Origin of the sequence: Streptomyces clavuligerus, from assembly GCF_005519465.1 — a bacterium.
In the GTDB taxonomy this organism is placed as follows: domain Bacteria; phylum Actinomycetota; class Actinomycetes; order Streptomycetales; family Streptomycetaceae; genus Streptomyces; species Streptomyces clavuligerus.
In genome coordinates this window covers 1,665,220-1,686,673 of the sequence record NZ_CP027859.1, presented here as the reverse complement: position 1 = coordinate 1,686,673, position 21,454 = coordinate 1,665,220, and the positions used below count along the sequence as shown (strand labels likewise).

14 protein-coding genes are annotated in these 21,454 nt (G+C 72.0%); 9 read left to right on the top strand and 5 right to left on the bottom strand.

Annotation, left to right across the window (positions count from 1 at the left end; translation table 11 throughout):
• The first annotated feature begins 145 nt into the window (after positions 1–145).
• The 5 genes from CRV15_RS35220 to CRV15_RS35200 all read left to right on the top strand — a co-directional run bounded on the left by CRV15_RS35220 (position 146) and on the right by CRV15_RS35200 (position 7,544).
• Positions 146–1,354 carry a CapA family protein gene (locus CRV15_RS35220; RefSeq protein WP_003963719.1) on the top strand — a complete coding sequence of 403 codons (1,209 nt, stop codon included), beginning with the start codon at positions 146–148 and terminating at the stop codon, positions 1,352–1,354.
• Between the two features lie 252 nt (positions 1,355–1,606).
• The gene (locus CRV15_RS35215) at positions 1,607–3,877 is read left to right on the top strand and encodes a HAMP domain-containing protein (RefSeq protein WP_029183293.1); all 2,271 of its coding nucleotides are present in this window, start codon (positions 1,607–1,609) and stop codon (positions 3,875–3,877) included.
• Positions 3,878–3,883: 6 nt separating this feature from the next.
• Entirely contained in the window at positions 3,884–5,893 is a 2,010-nt protein-coding gene (gene pgsB / locus CRV15_RS35210) for a poly-gamma-glutamate synthase PgsB (RefSeq protein ID WP_003952683.1), read from the top strand.
• Between the two features lie 72 nt (positions 5,894–5,965).
• Positions 5,966–6,448: a poly-gamma-glutamate biosynthesis protein PgsC/CapC gene (locus tag CRV15_RS35205; RefSeq protein ID WP_003952682.1), complete on the top strand. Its 483-nt coding sequence runs from the start codon at positions 5,966–5,968 to the stop codon at positions 6,446–6,448.
• A gap of 16 nt (positions 6,449–6,464) precedes the next feature.
• A complete protein-coding gene (locus CRV15_RS35200) occupies positions 6,465–7,544 on the top strand; it encodes a C40 family peptidase (RefSeq protein WP_003952681.1) in 1,080 nt (359 codons plus the stop codon).
• Positions 7,545–7,710: 166 nt separating this feature from the next.
• Here CRV15_RS35200 and CRV15_RS35195 read toward each other — a convergent pair whose 3' ends face one another.
• Positions 7,711–8,604, bottom strand: coding sequence for an alpha/beta fold hydrolase (locus CRV15_RS35195; RefSeq protein WP_230864280.1), 894 nt, complete (start codon positions 8,602–8,604; stop codon positions 7,711–7,713).
• 255 nt (positions 8,605–8,859) lie between these two features.
• Here CRV15_RS35195 and CRV15_RS35190 point away from each other — a divergent pair, with 255 nt between their 5' ends.
• Positions 8,860–11,403, top strand: a complete 2,544-nt coding sequence (locus CRV15_RS35190) for a right-handed parallel beta-helix repeat-containing protein (protein WP_003963717.1) — start codon at positions 8,860–8,862, stop codon at positions 11,401–11,403.
• A gap of 16 nt (positions 11,404–11,419) precedes the next feature.
• On the opposite strand, the gene CRV15_RS37630 is transcribed toward CRV15_RS35190, so the two are convergent.
• Together CRV15_RS37630 and CRV15_RS35180 are read right to left on the bottom strand one after the other, a co-directional pair.
• On the bottom strand, positions 11,420–12,793 hold the full coding sequence (locus CRV15_RS37630; RefSeq protein ID WP_003963716.1) for a sensor histidine kinase: 1,374 nt from the start codon (positions 12,791–12,793) through the stop codon (positions 11,420–11,422).
• Positions 12,790–13,470, bottom strand: coding sequence for a response regulator transcription factor (locus tag CRV15_RS35180; RefSeq protein ID WP_003952677.1), 681 nt, complete (start codon positions 13,468–13,470; stop codon positions 12,790–12,792). Before CRV15_RS35180 ends, CRV15_RS37630 begins: the two co-directional genes overlap by 4 nt.
• Positions 13,471–13,885: 415 nt before the next feature.
• On the opposite strand from CRV15_RS35180, the gene CRV15_RS35175 reads away from it, so the two are divergent.
• Positions 13,886–16,024, top strand: coding sequence for an APC family permease (locus CRV15_RS35175; RefSeq protein ID WP_044954814.1), 2,139 nt, complete (start codon positions 13,886–13,888; stop codon positions 16,022–16,024).
• A 42-nt stretch (positions 16,025–16,066) separates the two neighbouring features.
• Here CRV15_RS35175 and CRV15_RS35170 read toward each other — a convergent pair whose 3' ends face one another.
• A complete protein-coding gene (locus tag CRV15_RS35170) occupies positions 16,067–16,795 on the bottom strand; it encodes an MgtC/SapB family protein (RefSeq protein WP_003952675.1) in 729 nt (242 codons plus the stop codon).
• 847 nt (positions 16,796–17,642) lie between these two features.
• Between CRV15_RS35170 and CRV15_RS35165 the strand changes: the two genes are divergently transcribed.
• Both CRV15_RS35165 and CRV15_RS35160 read left to right on the top strand, forming a co-directional pair.
• Positions 17,643–18,944 (top strand): magnesium transporter MgtE N-terminal domain-containing protein, encoded by a 1,302-nt coding sequence (locus CRV15_RS35165; RefSeq protein ID WP_003952672.1) that lies wholly within the window; start codon positions 17,643–17,645, stop codon positions 18,942–18,944.
• A gap of 311 nt (positions 18,945–19,255) precedes the next feature.
• Positions 19,256–20,839, top strand: a complete 1,584-nt coding sequence (locus tag CRV15_RS35160; protein WP_003952671.1) for an NRAMP family divalent metal transporter — start codon at positions 19,256–19,258, stop codon at positions 20,837–20,839.
• Here the strand turns inward: CRV15_RS35160 and CRV15_RS35155 are convergent.
• Positions 20,801–21,286 carry a hypothetical protein gene (locus tag CRV15_RS35155; protein ID WP_230864281.1) on the bottom strand — a complete coding sequence of 162 codons (486 nt, stop codon included), beginning with the start codon at positions 21,284–21,286 and terminating at the stop codon, positions 20,801–20,803. The two genes, CRV15_RS35160 and CRV15_RS35155, sit on opposite strands and share 39 nt — an antisense overlap.
• Positions 21,287–21,454 lie beyond the last annotated feature (168 nt).

Below are 21,454 nucleotides of genomic sequence, written 5' to 3'. Positions count from 1 at the left end.
GACGAGACCGTGTCGTCCGCGGACTGCCGTTGGCAAGCGGTCAGTGTCAGGATGAAACCGAAAAAAAACAGTACGAGAACAAAAAGTGATGATCTCGTAATATTACGCGAGCGATCGATCTTGGGGGTCGTGCGAAGATCGGTTGGTGACATTCTGTGATTCTCTCCCCAAAGCTCGTGCGCTGGCAGCGACGGCGGCCCTCGCCGTCCTCACCGCCGGCTGCGGCTCAGCATCCTCGGAGTCACAGACACCGGCCAAACCGGGCGGACGCTCGTTCACCGTCGCCGCCGCCGGTGATGTTCTCATCCACCCGGAGCTGACGGATCAGGCGGCCCGGGACTCCGAGCGGTCCGGCAAGGGAGTCGCCGGGCTGGACTTCGGCCCGCTGCTCGCCGGGGTCAAGCCCGTCATCTCCAAGGCCGACCTCGCCATCTGCCACATGGAAACCCCCGTGGGCAGGCCCAAGGGCCCCTTCGAGGGATACCCGGAGTTCCTTGTTCCGCCGCAGATCCTGCCGGCGCTCAAGGATGTGGGCTACGACACATGCTCCACCGCCTCGAACCACACCTTCGACCACGGGCTGAAGGCGGTGCGCCGCACCCTGAACGCCATGGACAAGGCCGGGCTCGGCCACAGCGGCTCCGCGCGCACCCGCGCGGAGGCGGACAAGATCAACATTCGTGAGGTCAAGGGCGTCAAGGTCGCACACCTCTCGTACTCCTGGGAGTCCTTCCTCAACCCGACGCCCGCGAAGCAGCAGTGGGCCTTCAACCGGATCAGTACGGACCGGATCAAGAAGGCCGAGGCCCGGGCCAGGAAGCAGGGCGCCGAGGTGGTGCTCCTCTCGGTCCACTGGGGCCTGGAGCACTACAACGAGCCGAGCGTGCCCCAGTTGGAGCTGGCCGAGCGGCTCACCGAGGAGACCGGCGTCGATCTGGTCATCGGACACCACGCCCATGTCGTCCAGCCCATCCAGAAGGTGAACGGCACCTGGATCGCCTACGGTCTCGGCAACCAGGTGGCCCGGCACTCCTCACCCACCGGACTCACCGAGGAGGGAGTCATCGGCTGGTTCGAGTTCCGGGAGACGGAGGACGGCTGGGACGTCGCCGCCCGGTACAGAACCACACTGATGGACATCCCGCCCGAGGTGGAGGTCGGGGAGAAGGTGCCCAAGGGTGCCGTCACCGACCACCGGCTCATCGATGTGCGGCAGGTGCTCGACGAGCCGGGCAAGCTGTCCGCCGAGCGGATCGCCCGCTATCGCCTCGCCTCGGAGCGCACTCGCGGCTACCTCTTCAACCGGGGCGCACCGGGCGGCGACGGCCTGGCCGAGCTGTCCTTGAAGGACTGACCACAGGGCAGCGTCAGACAACCGCGTCAGACAAAATCGGACAGATCGAATCATTCGGGCCAGGGGTGGGCAGGGCGCGGGCCGGGCAACGGACCGGCCGCCCTCCGGACCGCCGGGAGCCGGGCGAGCGTCGCCGCGGCCCCGGCCGCAGCGTTCCAGGGCCGCAGGAAGCAGGAAAGAACACCAGTGAAATCGAGCAATGCCGCGTACGCCGTGCGCGGGGGGCGGCGCCGCAGCCGCAAGCGCGCGGACATGCCGCTCCTCGGCGGTATCCGGCCGCCGATCGCGGTGCTGTGCGTCCTCGTCCTCGCCCTGGCCGCGCTGACGGCGAAGGTACTCGGCCCCAGCGGGGACACCGTCGCGCCCAAGGCGGTCCTCTCCTCCCAGAAGTACTTCGCCGAGGACGGCGCCATCGCCATGCGCGCCTCCATCGACGAGCGGGTCACCGACCTGGACCGCACCGCCCGGGCGCTGAGCGCGGGCAAGCCGGTCAAGGCCGAGCGCATCCTGGAGGACCTGGGCCGGACCTACCAGAAGTGGACCGGTACCACGGTGCTGGACCTGGAGAGCGGGGACATCCTCGCCGCCCGCGGGGAGAGCATCCCGCTCGGCTGGCTGGACGAGGACGTACTCAAGGGCGACCGCGCCCTGAGCCCCCGCATGGTCCGGCTGGAGACCGGTGACGTCCGGCTGATGCTCATGGCCGTGCTGGACTGGAAGGACCGCCCGCAGCAGCTCCTGATCGCCTCCAGCGGCCTCTCCGTACCCGCCATCAACCTGGGCCCCTTCCGCACCATGGCGGTCGCGGCGGAGGACGGCGAGATCCTCGCCACGGCCGGATTCGAGCGCGCCGAAGCACTCAACTCCAACCAGGAGCGGAGGGAGCTGGCCTTCCTCCAGAAGCAGATGACCCAGCTCTCCGACGAGGCCGCGTCCCGTGCGGAACAGCACCCCGTCAAGGCCAAGGAGCCCGGCTCCCGGGGCTACCCGGGCGTCAGCGGCACCCTGGTCGGCGGCGAGTACAACGGCCGCACCGCCCTCGCCGGATACGCCTCGCTCGCCTCCTCGAACCCCGAGGAGAAGAAGAGCGTGGCCGCCGGACTCGGGCTCACCGTCGTCGCCCTGCTGCCGGTGGTCCAGCAGCACTCCGGCGAGCAGGGCCGTGGGCTGTACGGGCTCGCCGTCTCCGGTGTTCTCGTACTGCTCGGACTGCTCGCGGTGACCGTGCTCTGGACCACCGTGCAGCGCCCGCTGCTGCGGCTCTTCCTGGAGTCCCGCCGACTCGCCCGCGGCGATCTGACCCGGCCGGTCACCATGGAGCGCGGCGGCGAGGCCGCCCGCGTCAGCGCCGCCCTGGAGCGGCTGCGCCGACAGCTCGCCGGGCTCGGCGACGGCGCCCCGGGAACCGCCCCCGGCAGCGGGGGCAAGGGCGGGCGCCGGGGCCTCATGGCGCGCTTCGGCGGACTCGCCTCGCTGATCCTGACAGCCGTCCTGCTGCTGCTCTGGTGCGTCCCCGTCGGTCTGCTGCTGAACCGCACCGACGGCTCGGTCAGTGTCCCGACGACCATGGTCAACGACCAGCGGGACCGCACCGACCTGGTCGCCGACCGCGTCCGCCGCGCCCTCAACGAGGCCCACGCAGACCTCGTCTCCACCTCCCGGCTCATCGGGAAGGAACAGAACGCCGCCGACCGTCTGCTGCCGGAGACCCTGAAGAAGCACACCCGCTATCAGGCCCTGTACCTCGTCGACGCCGAAGGCCGCGTCGGCGCCCGCGCGGGCGGCGACCCGCACTCCTGGACCCAGGACGAGAAGCTGCCCTGGGTCCGGATCTCCGGCGAGGGCGGCAAGAAGCCCGTGATCCAGGCCGGCACCCCGGTGCCCGGGGAGAAGGGGAGCACCCTGGTCGGCGAGATCCGGGTGGAGTTCCTGAACTCGCTGCTGATGCCGCGCGGCCTCGGCGAGGTCCGCGTGGTGGACAGCGAGAGCCGGACCATCGCCGCCAACGACGGCTTCCTGGCCTTCGAGGAGCTGCCCCGCCAGTCCCTGACCGACCTCACCCGGGCGGCCGGGGTCCGGGTCGGCGCCGGTCCGCTGGAGAACGGTCTGCTCCTGCGGGAGGGCGGCGGGGTCACCGTCGCCGCCGCGGCCCCCTTCTCCGGCGGCGGCATCACCGCCGACATCGGCTGGACGGTCGTGAGCTGGCAGAACGCGGAGCGCTTCCAGATCGCCCCCTATGAGCGCGAGGACCGCAGCGTCCTCGCCGGTCTGCTCGGACTCGCCGCGATCATCATCTGCCTCGGCTGGATCCTGCTGGTCGTCGTCCGGCCGCTGCGGGCGCTCGCCACCAGTGCCGAGAAGCTCGCGGACGGCGATCTCAAGACCGTGCTCTACCCCCGGTATCAGGACGAGGTGGGCGCCGTCGTCCGCAGCCTCGAACTCCTGCGTCAGCAGGCGCAGGCCCACAGACACAACCAGGCGCGTCGGCCCGCCGATGCCCGGCCCGGCGTCGGCGGAAGGTGACAGGCCGTGCTCTATCTCTACTTCGTCCTGCTCACCGGAGGGGTGGCCCTCGCGGTCGCCGGGATCGTGGAACAGCGCAGGCACTATGCCGCCCTGCACTCCATACCCTCACGGGTGCTGGTCAACGGCATCCGCGGCAAGTCCTCCATCACCCGGCTGTGCGCGGGGGCGCTGCGCGGCGGTGATCTCGTCACCGTCGCCAAGACGACCGGCACCGCGGCCCGCTTCATCCACCCGGACGCGACCGAGGAGCCGGTCTACCGCAAGTTCGGCATCGCCAATGTGGTGGAACAGATCGGCATCGTGCGCCGGGCGGCCACCTACCGCCCGCACGCCCTGGTCATCGAGTGCATGGCCGTCATGCCCGCCCTCCAGGAGGTGAACCAGAGCAAGCTGATCCGCTCCACGATCGGCGTGCTGTGCAACGTCCGTGAGGACCATCTCGCCGAGATGGGCCCCACCCTGGACGACGTGGCCCGCTCGCTCTGCCGCTCCATGCCGGAGAACGGCATCTGCGTCACCGCCGAGAAGGACCGCTTCGACATCCTCCAGGAGGAGGCGGACGCCCGGAACTGCCGGCTGATCTACGCCGACCCCGACACCGTCACCGACGCCGAGCTGCGCGGCTTCAGCTGGTTCACCTTCAAGGAGAACGTGGCCATCGCACTGGCCGTCGCGGAACTGCTCGGCGTGGAGCGGCAGGTCGCCCTCCAGGGCATGTACGACGCCCCGCCGGACCCGGGTGTCCTGTCCGTCGAGCGCTATGTCACCCCTGAGGGCAAGCGCCTCGCCTTCGCCAATGTCTTCGCGGCGAACGACCCCGAGTCGACGCTGATGAACGTCAACCAGTTGCTCGACCTCGGCGCCATCAGCCGGCCCCTGAACGTCGTGATCAACTGTCGGCCCGACCGGGTCGAGCGCAATGGCCAGATGGGCGAGATCATCCCCGACCTCCGGCCCGACAACGTCTTCGTCATCGGACACCCCGCGAAGAGCGCCATCGACGCCATCCCCGCCGAGTGGCGGGACCGCGCCGTCGACCTCGGCGGCGACCGCCGGGACGCCCACGAGTTCATGCCGACCCTGCTGAGCCGGATGCCCGACGGGTCCTCGCTCGTCGCGATCGGCAACATCCACGGCCAGGGCGAGGAGCTGCTGGAGTATCTGGCGGAACTCCCCGCGGACGAGAGTGAGCAGAGCGGGAGCGAGCCGGAGACGGCGGACGGGGACACCCCCCGGACGTCCCCGTCGCCCCAGCAGTCCCAGCCGCCCCGGCTGGACCCCTACGCGTCCTATCCGCAGGCGTACGAGGACCGGTACCAGGCGTCCCAGACGCAGGAGATCCCGGTGGTGCGGATTCCGTCCCAGCCGACCGGGGCACAGCCGGACCGGGTGCAGCAGACCGCGGCACAGCAGGCCGGAGGAGTGCAGCAGGCCGGGGCGCAGCCGCCCGCGGCACAGCGGCCGGAGCCCGCTCCGTCCCTCGTCCCGGCGCAGTCCCCGCCGCTTCCGCCCTGGCCCACGCCCCCCGGGCAGCGGCACGGGCACGAACAGCCGCAGCACACGCCGTACACACCGCAGGCGTCGCACGCGCCGTACGGTCAGCAGCGCGAGGAGTGGTCCGCGTACGAGCAGCCCGGACACGGGCAGCCCGGACACGAGGACGCGCCGCGGGAGCAGTCGTCGTACGACCGGACGCCGCACGGGCAGCCGTCGTACGGGCAGGCATACGAGCAGCCCGCGTACGGGGAGACGCCGTACGGGCGGACGCCGCCCGAGCAGCCCCGTCACGACCAGTGGCCGCACGGACAGCAGCCGTACGGGCAGACGCCGTACGAGCAGCCGGGGCACTGGCAGGCGCAGGAGGCCCCGCACCAGGAGACCCCGCGTCCGGGGGCCGCGCACGAGGCCGGGGCCCGCCCCGGACAGGAGCGGCCCGGGGCGGACGGCGCCTTCGGCTGGTTCGACGACCCGGACCCCGAGAACGGACACCAGCCTCCGCACCACCGCCCCTGACGGCCGCGCGGCCCGCCCGCCGCCGCCGAACCTCCCGTAGCCATTCGCCGTACCACCCGCCCGGAGCCCCTGTTGACCACCGCCGCCCTGACCCCCGAGATGGCCGCCCTGGGCATCGCCATAGGTCTGCTCTTCTCCCTGCTCTGCTATCTCACGACCAACCTCTCCCCCGGCGGCATGATCACGCCGGGCTGGCTCGCCCTCACCCTCATCGAGGACCTTCAGCGGGCGGCCATGGTCGTCGGCGTCACCGCCCTGACCTACGCGGGCACCAAGCTGATGCAGCGGCTGATGATCCTCTACGGCAAGCGGCTGTTCGCCGCGGTGGTCCTGCTGGGCGTGGTGCTCCAGGCCACCGTGATGATCGTCCTCTCGCTGGAATTCCCGCTGCTGTACGCCAATGAGACCCTCGGCTTCATCGTCCCCGGTCTGATCGCCTACCAGTTGGTGCGCCAGCCCAAGGGCCCCACGCTGCTGGCGACCGCCTCCGTGTCGCTCATGGCCTACATCGTCGTCGCCGCCGGTCTGCTGCTCGGCATCATGCCCACCATCTGAGAGTCGAGGAACGTCGATGACCGCGAAGAAGAAGTCCCGCCGCATCCTCCCGGGCGCCGTCGTCCTCGGGCTGGTCGGAGTCTCCGGATTCCTCACCCTGGAGCTGCGCAAGCAGGAGGACCAAGGTGTCACGGAGATCCGCAACGTCGGGGTCCTGAACGGCGGCAAGGGTTCGGGCACCGCCGCCCAGGACAAGGGCGGCGAGAAGTGGTCCCGGATGGAGAACCCCGCGCGCAGCGTGCTGCGGGGCTCCGACGGCCAGGTCAGGGCGGTGCTCACCGACGGCGCCCGGACGGCGAAACTGACCGGCCCGGCGCGCACCTTCGCCGAGCCCGCCTCGACGGCGTCGAAGGTCTCCACCACGGACTGGGTCCGGGTCATGCCGGAGACCTGGACCGAGGGCGCCGAGAAGGAGCAGTGGTTCAAGGACTGGTACACCGAGTACGCGGACAGCAAGGAGGACGACCTCTTCGCCTTCGCCTTCCAGTATGTGGAGGGCGCGAAGGAGAAGAAGGACGAGAACGGGGTGCGTATCGCGGGCGACGCGAACTTCGGCCCGTTGAACACCGCGGGCGGGGAGGGCGGCGATCTCCGTCTGGAGCAGTCCGACTTCTACGACTACCTCGGCACCTCCTACGCCTTCCGGGACGGTGTCACCGGGGCCCCGGAGGCGATGCGCGCCAACTCGCTGGACTGCTCCGGCTATCTGCGGATGGTGCTCGGCTACCGCGGGCGCTACCCCCTGATGTCCTCCGACAAGTCCGGCGACGGTCTGCCCCGCACGGCCAACGGCATGGCCCGCTCCAGCGAGGGCGTCGACGTGCTCCCCCTGACCGGGATCGAGTCCAAGGACCGCCCCACCACCATCGATCAGCTCCAGCCGGGCGACCTCGTCTTCTTCAAGCTCGACGCCCGTACCAAGGAGCGGCTGGACCATGTCGGCATGGTCCTCGGCCATGACACCGAGGGCCACCTGATCTTCGTCTCCAGCCGCGAGGAGGTCAACGGTCCCACCATCGGTGACGTGGGCGGCGTCTCCCGGCTGGACGGCAACGGCTACTACGCGAAGACCCTGCGCAGCGCCAAGCGCCTCTGAGCCCCGGCCGGGCGCCGTACGCATACGCAGCGCGGGTGGTGTGCGGCGCCGGGCGCGGTGGGCTGCCCGGGCCGCGTACAGATCGACGGCCGCGGTGACCGCCGCCGCCGTTGCCCGTGGTCCTGCCCGTCGTCATGCCGGTCGTCCTGCCGGTCGTCGTGCTGGTTCAGCCGGTGGACCGGCCGGGGCCCGGTGCGCCCACCGCGTCCCGCACAAATCGCCGGAGGTGCGCCCGCACGGCGTCGGGCTGCTCCGACCAGGGCTCGTGTCCGGCGTTCTCGATCCGCGTCAGCGGACGGCCGAGCCGCAGCGCGAGTGACGCGAGAGCCGACACGGGGCGGGGGTCGTCGGCCCCGCCCAGCAGTTCCGTTCGCGCCGGCAGGCACGCGCGCAGCTCGGCGAGGTGCTCGTCGAGGGGGTGTGTCTGTCCTTCTCCGCCCAGTTCACGGTTCATGGCCCAGTTGACGGGGCGGCGCCGCCGGGCGTCCCGCGCGGCCCGGTGCCACCCGCGTTCCGGGTCGGCGTGGTCGGTGCACCAGGCCAGCGTCAGCAGCTCGGTCTCCTGCTCCCGGGTGCGGTCCGGCGTCTCCTTCAGGGCACGCAGCCGCTGCCGCTGTGCCGCGGACATGCGGGCGGCGCGCTCCGCCCGGTACGCGGCATGCCAGTCCCCGGTGAACGGTCCGCACATCAGCAGCATCGCGGCGACCCGGCCGGGGTGGGCCATGCAGATCCGGCTCGCGAGGTCGGCGCCGTAGGAGTGCCCGATCAGCACCGCCTCGGGCGCCTCCCACGCGTCGAGCAGCTCGGCGAGATCGTCGCCATGCCGGGCGAGGCGATGGCGCCCCTGCCAGGCCGACCGGCCCGTGCCGCGCTGGTCGTAGCGGTACACGGGGGCGAGGTCCGCGACCATCGCGGCGACATCGCCCAGGTCGTCCGGCAGCCCCGGACCGCCGTGGAGCATGACCACGGGCGGCTGCCGGGTCCTGTCCCCCAGCGCTGTCCAGCCCAACCGGGCCCCGTCCGTCATCGATACAAGGCCCTGCGTCTCTCTCGGGGTCACCACAGGGAGGCTACCGGTCCCGCAGAGGCACCGCCGGCGGTGGTTCCGCCGACGGGCCGGTCCGGGCGTGCGCGGGCGGGCGGCCGGTCCGGCTTCGCTACAGCTCGGCGACGAGGAGCCGGTAGCCGACGTCGAGTGCTTCGCGGTCGAGGAGGTCGGCACGGAATCGGCCAGGACCGCACCGGGACGGTGCCTCCTGGCGTGTCATGGGTAGATATCCCCGGCTCTTACCCTATCGACGGAAAGGCCCACTCTGTGGCCCTCTATACCTTCGGTGGCACTCCGGCCGACGTGCTCACCGACGCGGTGGGGAATGTCGTCCCCGACGGCGCGGTCGTGGTGCGCCGCGCGGGCACCGGCGAACCGGTCACCGCCCTGTACGAGGTCGACGGCGTCACCCCGATCGGCACTCTCCGCAGCGATCCCGCCGGGTCCGCGGCGCCGGGGGCCGTGCGCCTGTTCAAGGCCCGGGACGTCTCCGAGATCGAGTACGAGTACCACGGCCCGTCGGGCGGCACCCCGGTGCGTCGGTACCAACAGGCGCGGGAGACCGCCTCGGCCGCGCTGTCGACGGCGCGGTCGGCGCTCGCCGGGCCGGACACGCGGCTGCCGCTGACGGGCGGCACGGTCACCGGTCCGACGGCGTTCGCCGCAGGGGCCCCGGTGACATTCACGGGGCCGGTCTCCGCCCCCGGCCTGACCGACTTGCCGGGCGCACGCGTCTTCCTGGTGACCGGGGCGGTCGGCGACGGTGTCGCGGACGACCGGGCGGCGATCCAGGCCGCGCTGGACGCGGCGCACACGGCAGGCGGCGGGCAGGTCCTCGTCCCCGCGGGTCGGATCTATGGCGTCACCGACTTTCTGACGGTGTACGAGAAAACGACGATCTGGGCGTACGGGGCGACGATCCGCGCCATCGGCAACACCGGCATCCTCCGCAACTTCCTCGCCGACGATTCCTTCGCGGGCTACGAGGGCCGGGGCTCCATCCAGGTGCTGGGCGGGCTCTGGGACGGGAACGCGGCGCACGCGGGCGTCGGCACGGTGACGGCGATGACGAACGTCATCAGCTGGATGCACGCGGCGGACATCACGGTCAGGGACGCGACGGTCCGCAACACCAGCTCGGCGCACGGGATCGAGCTGAACTCGATCGACGGCGGAAGGGTGCTGAACTGCCGGATCGAGGGGTTCAAGGACAACTCGGCCGCCGGGAACCGCGGCTTCAGCGAGGCCATCCAGATCGACCTGGCCCGCGCCGGGTCCGGCTCGATCGGTCTGAACGACAACACCCCGGCGCGGAACATCCTGATCCAGGGCTGCTACGTCGGGCCCAGCTCCCGACTCGGCCTGTTCGGCCGGGCGTTCGGGTCCCACACCCTCGTGGCCGGAACGTACTACGACGGCATCCAGGCAGTCGACAACAAGATCGACGGCACGATGCACGAGGGGATCTACGCCTTCGGCTGGTGCCGCTCCGTGATCAGCGGCAACATCATCGACAACCCCGGCCACGCGGGCATCGAGATCGCCGTCCCGGACCCGGCGCTGGGGTACACCCTCACCCCCTACGCCATCGCGGTGACCGGGAACATCGTGGACGCGCCGGGGAGCGAGAGCGCGATCCGGGCCGTGGGGCACCCCACCGCGAAACTCTCCGGAGTGCGGGTCGACAGCAACACCATCCGGTCGTCCGGCGGCAACGGGCTCCAGATCGAGCACTGCGTCAGCAGCGGCGTGACCTCCAACACCGTCGAATCCACCGCGTCGACCGGCATCTTCGTCAACTACTCCGACGGCGCCTCCGTGGACGGCAACACCATCCGGAACGCGGGCTCCAACGCCATCAACGCGTCCGGGTCCGTGTCCGTCGCGATCACCGCGAACCACATCGACGGCACCGCCGGCAACCACGGCATCGCCATCGGCCCGGGCGCCGACGGGACCAACGGCCAGGACGCCGTCATCACCGGCAACAAGATCCGCCGCGCCGCGTCCGCCGGAATCCGGCTCTCCGCCAATGCCACCGGCTGCCTCGTCACCGGCAACCAGATCCGCAGGGACGGCGGCACCACCGCCAACGGGATCTCGCTCGCGGCCGGCGCCACCGGCGCCGTCGTGATGGACAACGACCTGAGCGGCAACGGCTGGAACGCCGCGACCGCGCTCCTCGTCTCCACGGCCGCGCCGATCACCGGCATGGGCGAGACGACCGCCCTCCCCGGCACCAACGTCGTCGACACCGACCTCACCCCGGGCACGGCCCTGGAGGCGGCGATGCGCCCCGCGGGCCGGTACGAGACGACCAGCAGGCTCCGCTGCGGAACCTCCTCCGCGCCCACGTCAGGCACCTTGAACCTGGTGCCGATCTGGCTGCCTCAAGGGCTGCTGATCAGCAACATCGCCTTCACCTCCGGCGGGACGGCTGCCAGTCTGCCGCTGAACTGCTGGTTCACCCTGCACGACGCGTCACGGGTGGCGCTGGCGCGGACGGCGGACCAGACCACCGCCGCCTGGGCGGCGCACACGACGAAGACCCTGGCCGTCGCACAGACGTCCGCCGGTACGGCCGGCTCCTGCACCACGACCTACGCAGGTCTCCACTATCTCGGCGTGATGATCACCGCAACGGCGCCCCCCGCCCTCGTGGGCGAGGGCTCGACCCTCCTCGGCGCCACCGCGCCCGGTCTCGGCGCCACCAACACCCTTCAGACGACCCCGCCGAACGTCACCGGCGGCGCCTTCACGGCCGCCGCCTTCACCGGCAACGCGATCCTGGCCTACGCCTACGTCACCTGACCCGGGAAACATCACGTCAGTCCGCCGGGTCCGCGTCCAGCGGAAGGGCCAGCAGGAAGCACGCGCCCCGGTCGCTGTCCACGAGGGTGAGGCTCCCCCGGTGCACCGTGGCGACATGGCGTGCGATGGCCAGGCCCAGACCCGTACCGCCGGTGTCATGGCCCCGGGCATCGTCCACACGGGTGAAGCGGTCGAACACCCGCTCCCGGTCGGCGCACGGGATACCGGGGCCGTCGTCACGGACCTCCAGCACCGCCGTCCCGCAGGCGGCGTCCCGGCGGACCGTCACCTCAACCCACCGCTCCGCGTACCGGTCGGCGTTGTCGAGGAGGTTGCCCAGGACCCGGGCGAGCAGCGAGGCCCGGCCCCGGACCGGGACGGGCTCGTTCGGGGCCGATACCGTCAGCCGGAGATGGTCCGGCGGGCGGCGGCGGGCGCATTCGTCCTGGATCAGCCGGGCCAGGTCGAGGCGGTCCCCGGGGCCGGTCGGCGGCTGCCCGGTGTCGAGCCGGGTGAGTGTCAGCAGATCCTCGGTGAGCCGCTGGAGCCGCAGCACGTCCCCCAGGGCGCCTTCCACCACGCTGGGCCAGTCGGCGCGCTCGGGCCGGGTCCCTGCGATCTCCAGCTCGGCGCGGAGCGCCGCCAGGGGCGTGCGCAGCTCGTGCGAGGCGTCGGAGGTGAATCGGCGCTGTCGCTCCATGGCCTCCTCCAGCCGGTCCAGGGTCTCGTTCAGGGTGCGGGCCAGCCGTCCGATCTCGTTGTCGGAGCGGGGGACGGGGACGCGCTGGTTGAGGTGGTGGGCGCTCAGTTCGGTGAAGCGCAGCCGGATGGCCTCCATGGGGCGCAGCGCCCGTCCGACGGCGAACCAGGTGGCCGTGCCGGTCAGGAAGGTCAGTCCGGCGACGACGAGTACCGCCGACAGGATCAGGGTGTCGAGTTCGGTCTGTTCCCGTTTGAGCGTGTTGACGGTGACGAGCTGGAACGGGGGGTCGGCGGTGGGGTCGGTCTCCACGATCCGCAGCGGGCGGCGGTCGCCGGGGCCGCCGAGGGCCTCGGGCCAGATGTGGTTCTCCAGTACACCGGGGTCGGTGATGAATCCGGTCACAAGGTCCTGGACGCAGTACTGGCTCATGCCGGAAGGCAGCGTGTCGCGGGTGTGGTCGATGCTTTCCTTGCAGGTCTCGATGGTGGCGCCCGCCCCGGGCCGGGGGCCGACGAGGCCCTTGTCGCTGTAGCGCAGGGCGACGTCCAGCAGATCCCGCCGCCAGAACTCGATGGCCAGAACGGCCCCGGCGGTCAGCGGCAGGGCGACCAGCAGGGCCGACAGCAGCGCGGCGCGGGCCCGCATGCTCAGCGAGAGCCGGGGGCGCGTCCGTCCTGGGTGCCTCATGAGGTGCTGCCGGTGTCCTCCAGGCGGTAGCCCGCTCCACGGACGGTGTGGATGGTCCGCCGCCCGAACGGGGTGTCTATCTTGCGGCGGAGCGCGCTGACATAGACCTCCACGACATTGACGTCTCCCTCGAAGTCGCCCCAGACATGGTCGAGGATCTCGGTCTTGGCGACGACTTCCCCGCGCTGTGCGGCGAGGTACCACAGGACCCCGAACTCCCGTGCGGTCAGCGGGACGGGTGTCCCGGAGCGCTCGCAGCGGCGGGTGGCCGGGTCGACGCGGAGGTCGCCGATCTCGATGACGGGCGGGCGTTCCCGCCGTCCCCGCCGGACCAGGGCGCGCAGCCGGGCGACCAGGGCGATGTAGGAGAAGGGTTTGGTGACGTAGTCGTCGGCGCCGGTGTCGAGTCCTTCGGCCTCGTCGTACTCGCCGTCGCGGGCGGTCAGCATCAGTACCGGGGTCCAGATCCGGTTCTCGCGCAGCCGGGCGCACACGCGCAGGCCGTTCATCCCCGGGAGCATCACGTCGAGAACGATCGCGTCGTACTCGTTCTCCTGGGCCAGCTCCAGGGCGTGCGCCCCGTCGCCGGTCCCGTCGACCGCGAAGCCCTCACCGCCCAGTCCCCGGCACAGCAGTTCCATCAGCCGGGGGTCGTCCTCCACCACCAGTATCCGCATGGACGCAGTATGGCCGTGGTCCGCTGAGAGGATGCTGAGGCCGCCGAAGTGCCCGCGCGGGCTCGCCGCCCGGACAGTCCGGGGATTCCTGAGAGATCCTCAGGTCCGCTCAGCCTGTTCTCAGCGAGGCAGTGCGAGGCTGGGAGACGTTCCGGCCCACCGGGTCCGGAGTCACGGGGGAAACGGGGGAAACGGGGGACGCCCGGGGCCCGGCAGGAATCGGCCGGGCCCGGGCGGGACCGATGAGCCCCTGACACGAGCCAGGTCGCTCGGTGGTGGGGCTGCCGGGTGTGGTCGGGTGATGTGACGGTGTCGTTGCCCTGCCGGATGGGACCGGTGCTCCAGGCTTGCCTGCGTGACGGGTACGGAGGGTCGTGTGGACGGCGACGGCTCGGGGCTTCCCGGGCCGGCCGCGGTGTTGCCGGGGCTGAGTGAGGAGCAGGTACGGGCGTTGCGGCGGGTGGGCCGTGCGTGGGGGCGGGTGTCGGTGGCACCTGAGGTGTGGCGGCGCGCTCTGCCGGTGGAGCCGGATGTGGGGGCGTTCCCGGTGTCGGCGGAGGCGGGGCGGGCGTGGTTCGGGCGGCTCGTGCCGCTTCCCCCGTTGCGGGTGCGGGCCGCGGGGCCCCGGGCGGCGGCCGGTGTCCAGGCGGAGGCGGTCTCCCGGGTCCGCCGGGTGCTGGTGGGGGCGCCGCTGGCGAGTTCGGCGTTCGTGACGGAGCGGATGCGGAAGCTGGTGGCGCTGCCGGTGCTGTCGGCGGACGCCCTGTCGTCGGTGGCGTACGGACCGGAGGCCATGCTCACGGTCCTGGTGCTGGCGGGCGCGGCGGGGCTCGCGTACTCGTTCCCGGTCTCCGCGGTCATCGTGTTCCTGATGGTGGCGGTGGGGGTGTCGTACCGTCAGACGATCCGCGCCTATCCGCACGGCGGGGGCTCGTACATCGTGGCGGGTGACAATCTGGGTCCGGTGGCGGGGCTGGTGGCCGCCGCGGGGCTGATGACGGACTACGTCCTGACCGTCGCGGTGTCGATCGCGTCCGGGATCGCCGCGATCACCTCGGCCCTGCCGGGGCTGACCCCCTGGACGGTTCCGCTGGGTGTCCTGGTGATCGTGGTGCTGCTCGCCGGGAATCTGCGGGGCATCCGGCAGGCGGGCGCGCTGTTCGCCGCCCCCACGTACGCGTTCATCGTGGCGATGTTCGCTCTGGTCGCCGCCGGGCTCGTGGACGCGGCCCGGAGCGGGTTCCAGCCCGTGCCGCCGCCGTCGCTGCCGGTCACCGAGACCGTCGGGCTGCTGCTGATCGCCCGGGCGTTCTCCTCCGGCGCCACCGCGATGACGGGTATCGAGGCGATCTCCAACGCCGTCCCCGCCTTCCGGCCCGTGGAGTGGCGCAACGCGCGCACCACTCTGAGCTGGATGGTCGGGCTGCTGATCGCCATGTTCGCCGGGATCGTCGTCCTGATCCATCTGACCGGCGTGGTGCCCCGTTCCCAGGAGACCGTGCTGTCCCAGCTCGCGCATCTCTCCTTCGGACAGGGCTGGATGTATGTGTACGTCCAGGCGGCGACCGCGGCGGTCCTGCTGCTGGCGGCCAACACCGCGTACAACGACTTCCCCCGTGTGCTGTCGCTGCTGGCCCGGGACGACTACGCGCCCAAGACCTTCCTGCGGCTCGGGGACCGGCTGGCGTACAGCGGCGGCATCCTGCTGCTGTCTCTGGCCGCCGTCCTCGTGTACGTCGCCTTCGAGGGCCAGACCAACTCCCTGATCCCCCTGTACGCCGTCGGGGTGTTCCTCGCGTTCACGCTCTCCCAGACCGGGATGGTCGTCCACTGGTGGCGGCGGCGCGATCCGCACTGGCGCAAGAGCCTTCTCTTCAACGCCACCGGCGCCCTCCTGTCCGCGCTGGTCCTGCTGACCGCGGGAATCAGCAAGTTCACCTCGGGCGCCTGGGTCGCGCTCATCGCCATCGCCCTCTTCCTGCTGGTCACCACCCGTATCAAGCGCCACTACGCAACCGCGCGGGAGGCCCTGCGGCTACGGCCGCACGCCGTCGAACTCCCGGCGCCCACGAGCACCGGTCCCCTCGCTCCGGCCACGCGGGCCGCCGCGGCGGACGCCGACCGGGAGACGGAGGAGATCCCGGAGGAGATCCACCATCTGTCGGTGATCGCCGTCGCCACCCTCGACCTCGCCGCCATGCGCACCCTCGCCTATGCCGCGTCCCTCGGGCAGCCCGCGCTCGCCGTCCACATCAGCACCACCGAGGACGAGGAGCGGCGCTTCCGCGCCTACTGGGGCCTGTGGGGTGATCACCTCCCGTTGCAGACCGTTCTGTCGCCCTACCGCGCCGTCGTCGCACCCTTGGTGCACTACATCGAGACCCTTCACCGGCTCAACCCGGGCCTGACCCTCACCGTGTTCCTCCCCGAGATCGTCACCCGGCACCGGTGGCACCGGCTCCTCCACAGCCGCACCGCGAGCCGCTTGCGTCACGCGCTGCGGAATCTGCCGAAGATCGTCATCACCACCGTCCCGTTCCACCTGCCCCGTTGAGCGCTCCACCGGCCGGGGGGGGCGGCCGGGGAGCGGGGCGGGTCAGAGCAGGGCACCGTGTCCGGTGGTGCCGGTCGTCCTGGTGGGTGAGCGCCAGTGCAGGTCGTGGATGCCGGGCTCCAGGGAGAGACGGGTGACGAGCTGCTCCATGGGGGCGTTCGGTGGGCCGTCGATGGTCACCTCGGCCTCCAGGGCGGTGACACCGTCCTCGGTGCGGTGGATACGCAGTCCGGCGAGCCGCGGATCGGCGCTGCTGAGAAGTTGGATGAGGAGGGCCCGGATGTGGTGTTCGTCGCCGCGGTCGCAGCGCACATGCAGGGTGACGGCGGTGGTGGTGTCGTCGTTGCCCTGCGGGGCGCGGTCGACCAGGCGGCTGGCGGGCCGCAGGACGAGGTGGATGGCGAGGATGGCCGCCGTGCCGAGCAGGGCGAGCGCGAGGCGCCCGGAGGCGGCGAGCACACCGACCGCGGCCGAGCACCACAGGGTGGCGGCCGTGTTGAGACCGCGGATGGACGCGCCCTCGCGGATGATGACGCCGGCTCCGAGAAAACCGATGCCGGAGACGACATAGGAGGCGACCCGGGTGGGGCTGCCGGGGTCGCCGACGGCCTCGCTGTAGAGGACGAAGAGGGTGGCCCCGGCCGCGACGAGGGCGTTGGTCCGCAGCCCTGCCATCCGGGCACGCCACTGGCGTTCCATGCCGATCAGGGCGCCGCAGCCGATTCCGGTGGCGAGACGGACGGAGAATTCGAGCGTGGTCAGGTCCTGCATGGTGACACCTCCCGGGGTGGTCGGACGGTCGGTCCGGTGTGCGGCGGCGGTCGGCGCGACCGGCCGCGGCGGCGGGTGCGCCGGAGCGGGAAGAGGGCGGCGGCGAAGGCGGGCAGGGCGGTCGCGAGGAAGCCGTGCTCCCGGGGGAGTTCGGGCACAGGGGGGACGTTCCCGCCGGAGAAGGTGGTGATCGGGGACCGCGGTGGTCCGCGGGCGGGCCGGCGCCTTGTCGGACGGGGCGGTGTCCGTGATCGTCCGAGTGGTCATGCCGTTCCTCCTTCGCCCGGTGGAGCGCTGGGCAGGACTCGGTGCGGAGGGTGGTTCAGGGTGGTACGGGGGGACGAGGGCCGTCGCAGGAGCCCGTCGGCCCGGCGGCTCCGCAGATGTCCCCGAGGCCATGCGACGGGCGGTGCGGCTGACCGTGTGTGCCTGCCGCAGCGCCCGGACCTGCACAGGGCCGGAGCCCTTCAGGGACAGGGAGGCGGGGCGCACCCGGGTCGCCGCACGAGCGGCGTTCCCCTTCGGTCAGACGCGCACGGGGGCGGCCGGCAGCGGAGCCGGAAGCGGGGTCGGACTGTGACCCGGACCGGAATGATCCATGACGCCCCCTCTCACGACCGGGCGCGGACGGCACCGCGCGAACCAGGGCTCCCAGCGGAACGGCGTCACACCGATGCGGGCCGTCGGCAGGGCTGAGCGCCCCCACCATGCTGGCACACACCCGCGACCCCCCGCAAAGGTGTGCGACATCAGCAATGAGTCAAGAATCCCCCCGGTGACCACCGGATGGCCGTCCGTCGGCTGTGTCCACCGCAACCGATACAGCCGAGGTGTCTATTTTGTCGCCATGGATGGTTCTCTGCGGTTGGCGGAGCTGGTCGGGCGACCGCTGCTCGGACGGCACGAGGAGGCCGTCGGACGGCTGTCGGATGTCATCGTCAGGCTGCGGGGGCAGGAGCATCCGCTGGTGACCGGGGTGGTGGGGAGGCTCGGCCGCCGCCGTGAGGTCTTCCTCCCCGTGACCCAGGTGGCGCGGTGGGGCACCGATCATGTGGCGCTGACCAGTGGCCGGATGGACGTACGCGCCTTCGACCGGCGCGAGGGCGAGGTGCTGCTGCGCGCCGATGTCCTGGGGCATCGCCTGGTCGATGTGCGGGAGGCCGAATTCGTCCGGGCGTACGACGTACTGCTGGAACCCGTCGGCGACGGCTGGGCGGTGACCCGGGTGCTGACCCGCCGTCGGCGCGGAGGGCCGTGGCGCCGCCGGGCGGGCGGCGGACGGGAGGAGGGCTGGCGGGACTGGAAGTCGGTCGAGCCGCTGATCGGCCACCTTCCCACCGTGGCGGGCAGGAGGGTGCTGGGACGGCTGGGACGGCTCAGGCCCGCGGGCCTCGCCGACCTGCTGGAGGAGGCGAACCGGGCCGAGTCCCAGGAGATCCTGGGGGCGGTCGGCGCGGACCCGGAGCTGGAGGCCGACGTCTTCGAGGAGTTGGAGCCCGACGCGCGGGCCCGGCTGTTCCGCGACTGGCCGGACGGGCAGGTGGCGGCGGTGCTGGGGCGGATGGGGGCCGACGACGCGGCCGACGCCATCGGCGGGCTGCCGCAGGAGCGGCGCCGACCCGTACTCGACGCGCTGGGTGCCAAGCAGCGGCTGCGGGTGCTCACCCTGCTCGGCTTCCACCCCTCCAGCGCCGGAGGGCTGATGTCCCTCGACGTACTGACCGCCCCCGCCGACCGTACGGCGGAGCAGGCGCTGCGCTCGGTGCGGGACGCCCACTCCCTCCAGCCCGAAGCCCTGAGCAGTCTCTTCGTCACCGCGGAGGGGAACCGGCTCACCGGCGTCGTCCCGCTGGTCGCCCTGGTGCAGGCCGCCCCCTCCCACCCGCTGGGGGACCTGGCGGACACCGACCCCGTACGGGTCGGGCCGGACACCGATGTCGAGGATGTCGCCCTGCTGATGACCGATCACAATCTGCTGGTCGTCCCGGTCGTCGGCGACGCCGACGAGATCCTCGGGGTGATCACCGTGGACGACGTGCTCGAAGTCATCGTGCCCCGGGACTGGCGGCAGCGCGCCCGCGCCCCGCACCCCTCCCCCCGTCCGGACGCGTCCCGCACGGAACCGCACACGCCCCCGGCGTCCCCGTGAGCCCGGACCCCACACCGCCCGACGGCGAGCGGCCACGGCCGCCACGGCCCGGGCCCCGGCCCTCGGACGGTCCGGCCCCGACCGGGCCTCCCCCGGGTCCCCGCGCCCGGCCGGACAGCCGGGGCGACACGCCGCGTCCCGCCCCCGGACCGGGCGGCGGACCGGCGGACACCCGGGCCGCGGGGAAGGCCGACCGGCGTCCGGCCCCGCGCCCGCCCGCCACGCCCTCCGGTCCACCACCCGGAGGACGGGAGAAGCCCGTCGCCCCGAAGGAGCGGCGCTCCCCGGGGCCCCGCCCCGCCGCGGCAGCCGTGGGCACGCCCGGGACGGAGGAGATCCGCGGGGCGCTCGGCCGCGTGCCCGTCGACGGCGGGGACGGCGACCGGGGCCTGCGGCGCCGCGCGCTCACACTGCTCGCGGTGGTCGGGCCGGGGCTGATCGTGATGGTGGGGGACAACGACGCCGGCGGGGTCGCCACCTACGCCCAGGCCGGACAGGACTACGGGTACTCCCTGCTGTGGGTACTGCTCCTGCTGATCCCGGTCCTCGTCGTCAACCAGGAGATGGTGGTGCGCCTCGGCGCCGTCACCGGAGTCGGCCACGCCCGGCTGATCATGGAACGGTTCGGCCGTTTCTGGGGCTGGTTCAGCGTCGGCGACCTGTTCGTCCTCAACTTCCTCACCCTCGTCACCGAATTCATCGGCGTCTCGCTGGCCGCTTCCTACCTGGGCGTTCCCCGGTATGTGGCCGTTCCCCTGGCGGCCGTCGTGCTGATCGCGGTCACCACCGGAGGGGCCTTCCACCGCTGGGAGCGTGCGATGTTCGTCTTCATCGCCGTGAGCCTGCTGATCGTCCCGCTCACCCTGCTGAGCGAGCCCCGCTGGGGACAGGCCGCCCACGACTTCGTCGTCCCCGGGGTCCGGGGCGGGATCACCGGCGACGCGGTACTGCTGGTCATCGCCATCGTCGGCACCACCGTCGCCCCCTGGCAGCTCTTCTTCCAGCAGTCCAACGTCATCGACAAGCGCATCACCCCGCGCTTCATCGGCTACGAGCGCGCCGACACCTTCCTGGGCTCACTCGTCGTCGTGACCGGCGCGGCGGCGCTGATGATGGTCGCCGACTTCGCCGTACGGGGGACACCGGCGCAAGGGCACTTCACCGACGCCGCCGGAGTCGCCCAGGCGCTCGGCGGACACAGCCACGCCCTCGGCGTCATGTTCGCCGTCGTCCTGCTGGACGCCAGCATCGTCGGTGCCGCCGCCGTCACCCTCGCCACCAGCTACGCCTTCGGTGATGTCTTCCACCTCCAGCACTCCCTGCACCGCGGCTTCCGCGAGGCCAGACCGTTCTACCTCTCCTACAGCCTTCTCGTCCTCGCCGCCGCCTCCGTCGTCCTGATCCCCGGCGCACCTCTGGGTGTCATCACCGAAGCCGTCCAGGCGCTGGCCGGGCTGCTGCTGCCTTCCGCCACGGTCTTCCTGCTGCTGCTGTGCAATGACCGCGACGTCCTCGGGCCCTGGGCCAACCCCCGCTGGCTCAACGTTCTCGCCGGTCTGATCATCGCCGTCCTGCTGCTGCTCTCCGGCACCCTGATGGTCTCCACCCTCTTCCCCCACCTCGATGTCGGACGGACCCTCCTCGTGCTCGCGGGGGCACTCACCGCGGCACTGGGCCCCGCGGCCGTGCGCGCTGTCCGCCACCGCACCGCCCGTCCGGGCATTCCGGTCATGACCACCGCGGAGAAGGCCGCCTGGCGCATGCCCCCGCTGACCCTCCTCCAGCCGGTCCGATGGTCAGCGGGACGGCGGGCCGGGATGGTCCTCCTGCGCGGCTATCTGCTCGCGGGCGCCCTGCTACTGCTGGTCAAGGCCGTCCGCCTCGGCACCGGATGAACCCCGACCGACCCCCACCGCCTGTTCCTGAACCGCTCTGACCAGCGTCCGGGCCACTTCGTTCGACACGCCCAACCGGCTGGTCAGCCACGCCGTCCCGTATCCGTGCCGGGCGAACACCCATGCTTCCTCGGCCCGGACCAGGCCCGCGCCGCCCGTCCTCGCACAGACCTCGGACCTCGGGAATCCCTCCAGGCTCTGCCGGGTGAACCACTCCCCGCCACCGTCGTCCCACCCCGTCGGCGCCCGACAGCGGCCCCGGAACCGCTCCTTCACAGCCATCCCCATCCACACCAGCAGCCCCAGGAACACCGCCCCCGCCACGATGACACCGACACCGGGACGGACCGGTGCGGGCACCAGGAAGGCGACCAGCTCAGCGGTGATCGCGAGCGCGCCCACCACCAAGGCCACGGCACCGTCCGGGAACCGGCGAGTCCTCACCACCTCCACCTCCTCACCTCCATCATCACTCCCTCGTCCCGCACACGGAACGTGACGCTCCCGGGACCGGACGTCGGCGACTCCACCGGGCCGCGCGGGGCAGATCGACGCTGCTCCGCGCCCCGTCGGAATCCAAGGATGAAGATGAAGTGGCGGGTGGTTCCACCCGGT

What these genes read in the sequence shown, in the direction of transcription:
- CRV15_RS35215 (WP_029183293.1), top strand. Translation starts at nt 1,607, where the DNA reads ATGCCGCTCCTCGGCGGTATCCGGCCGCCGATCGCGGTGCTGTGCGTC.
- CRV15_RS35200 (WP_003952681.1), top strand. Translation starts at nt 6,465, where the DNA reads ATGACCGCGAAGAAGAAGTCCCGCCGCATCCTCCCGGGCGCCGTCGTC.
- CRV15_RS37630 (WP_003963716.1), bottom strand. Translation starts at nt 12,793, where the DNA reads ATGAGGCACCCAGGACGGACGCGCCCCCGGCTCTCGCTGAGCATGCGG.
- CRV15_RS35180 (WP_003952677.1), bottom strand. Translation starts at nt 13,470, where the DNA reads ATGCGGATACTGGTGGTGGAGGACGACCCCCGGCTGATGGAACTGCTG.
- CRV15_RS35170 (WP_003952675.1), bottom strand. Translation starts at nt 16,795, where the DNA reads ATGCAGGACCTGACCACGCTCGAATTCTCCGTCCGTCTCGCCACCGGA.
- CRV15_RS35165 (WP_003952672.1), top strand. Translation starts at nt 17,643, where the DNA reads ATGGATGGTTCTCTGCGGTTGGCGGAGCTGGTCGGGCGACCGCTGCTC.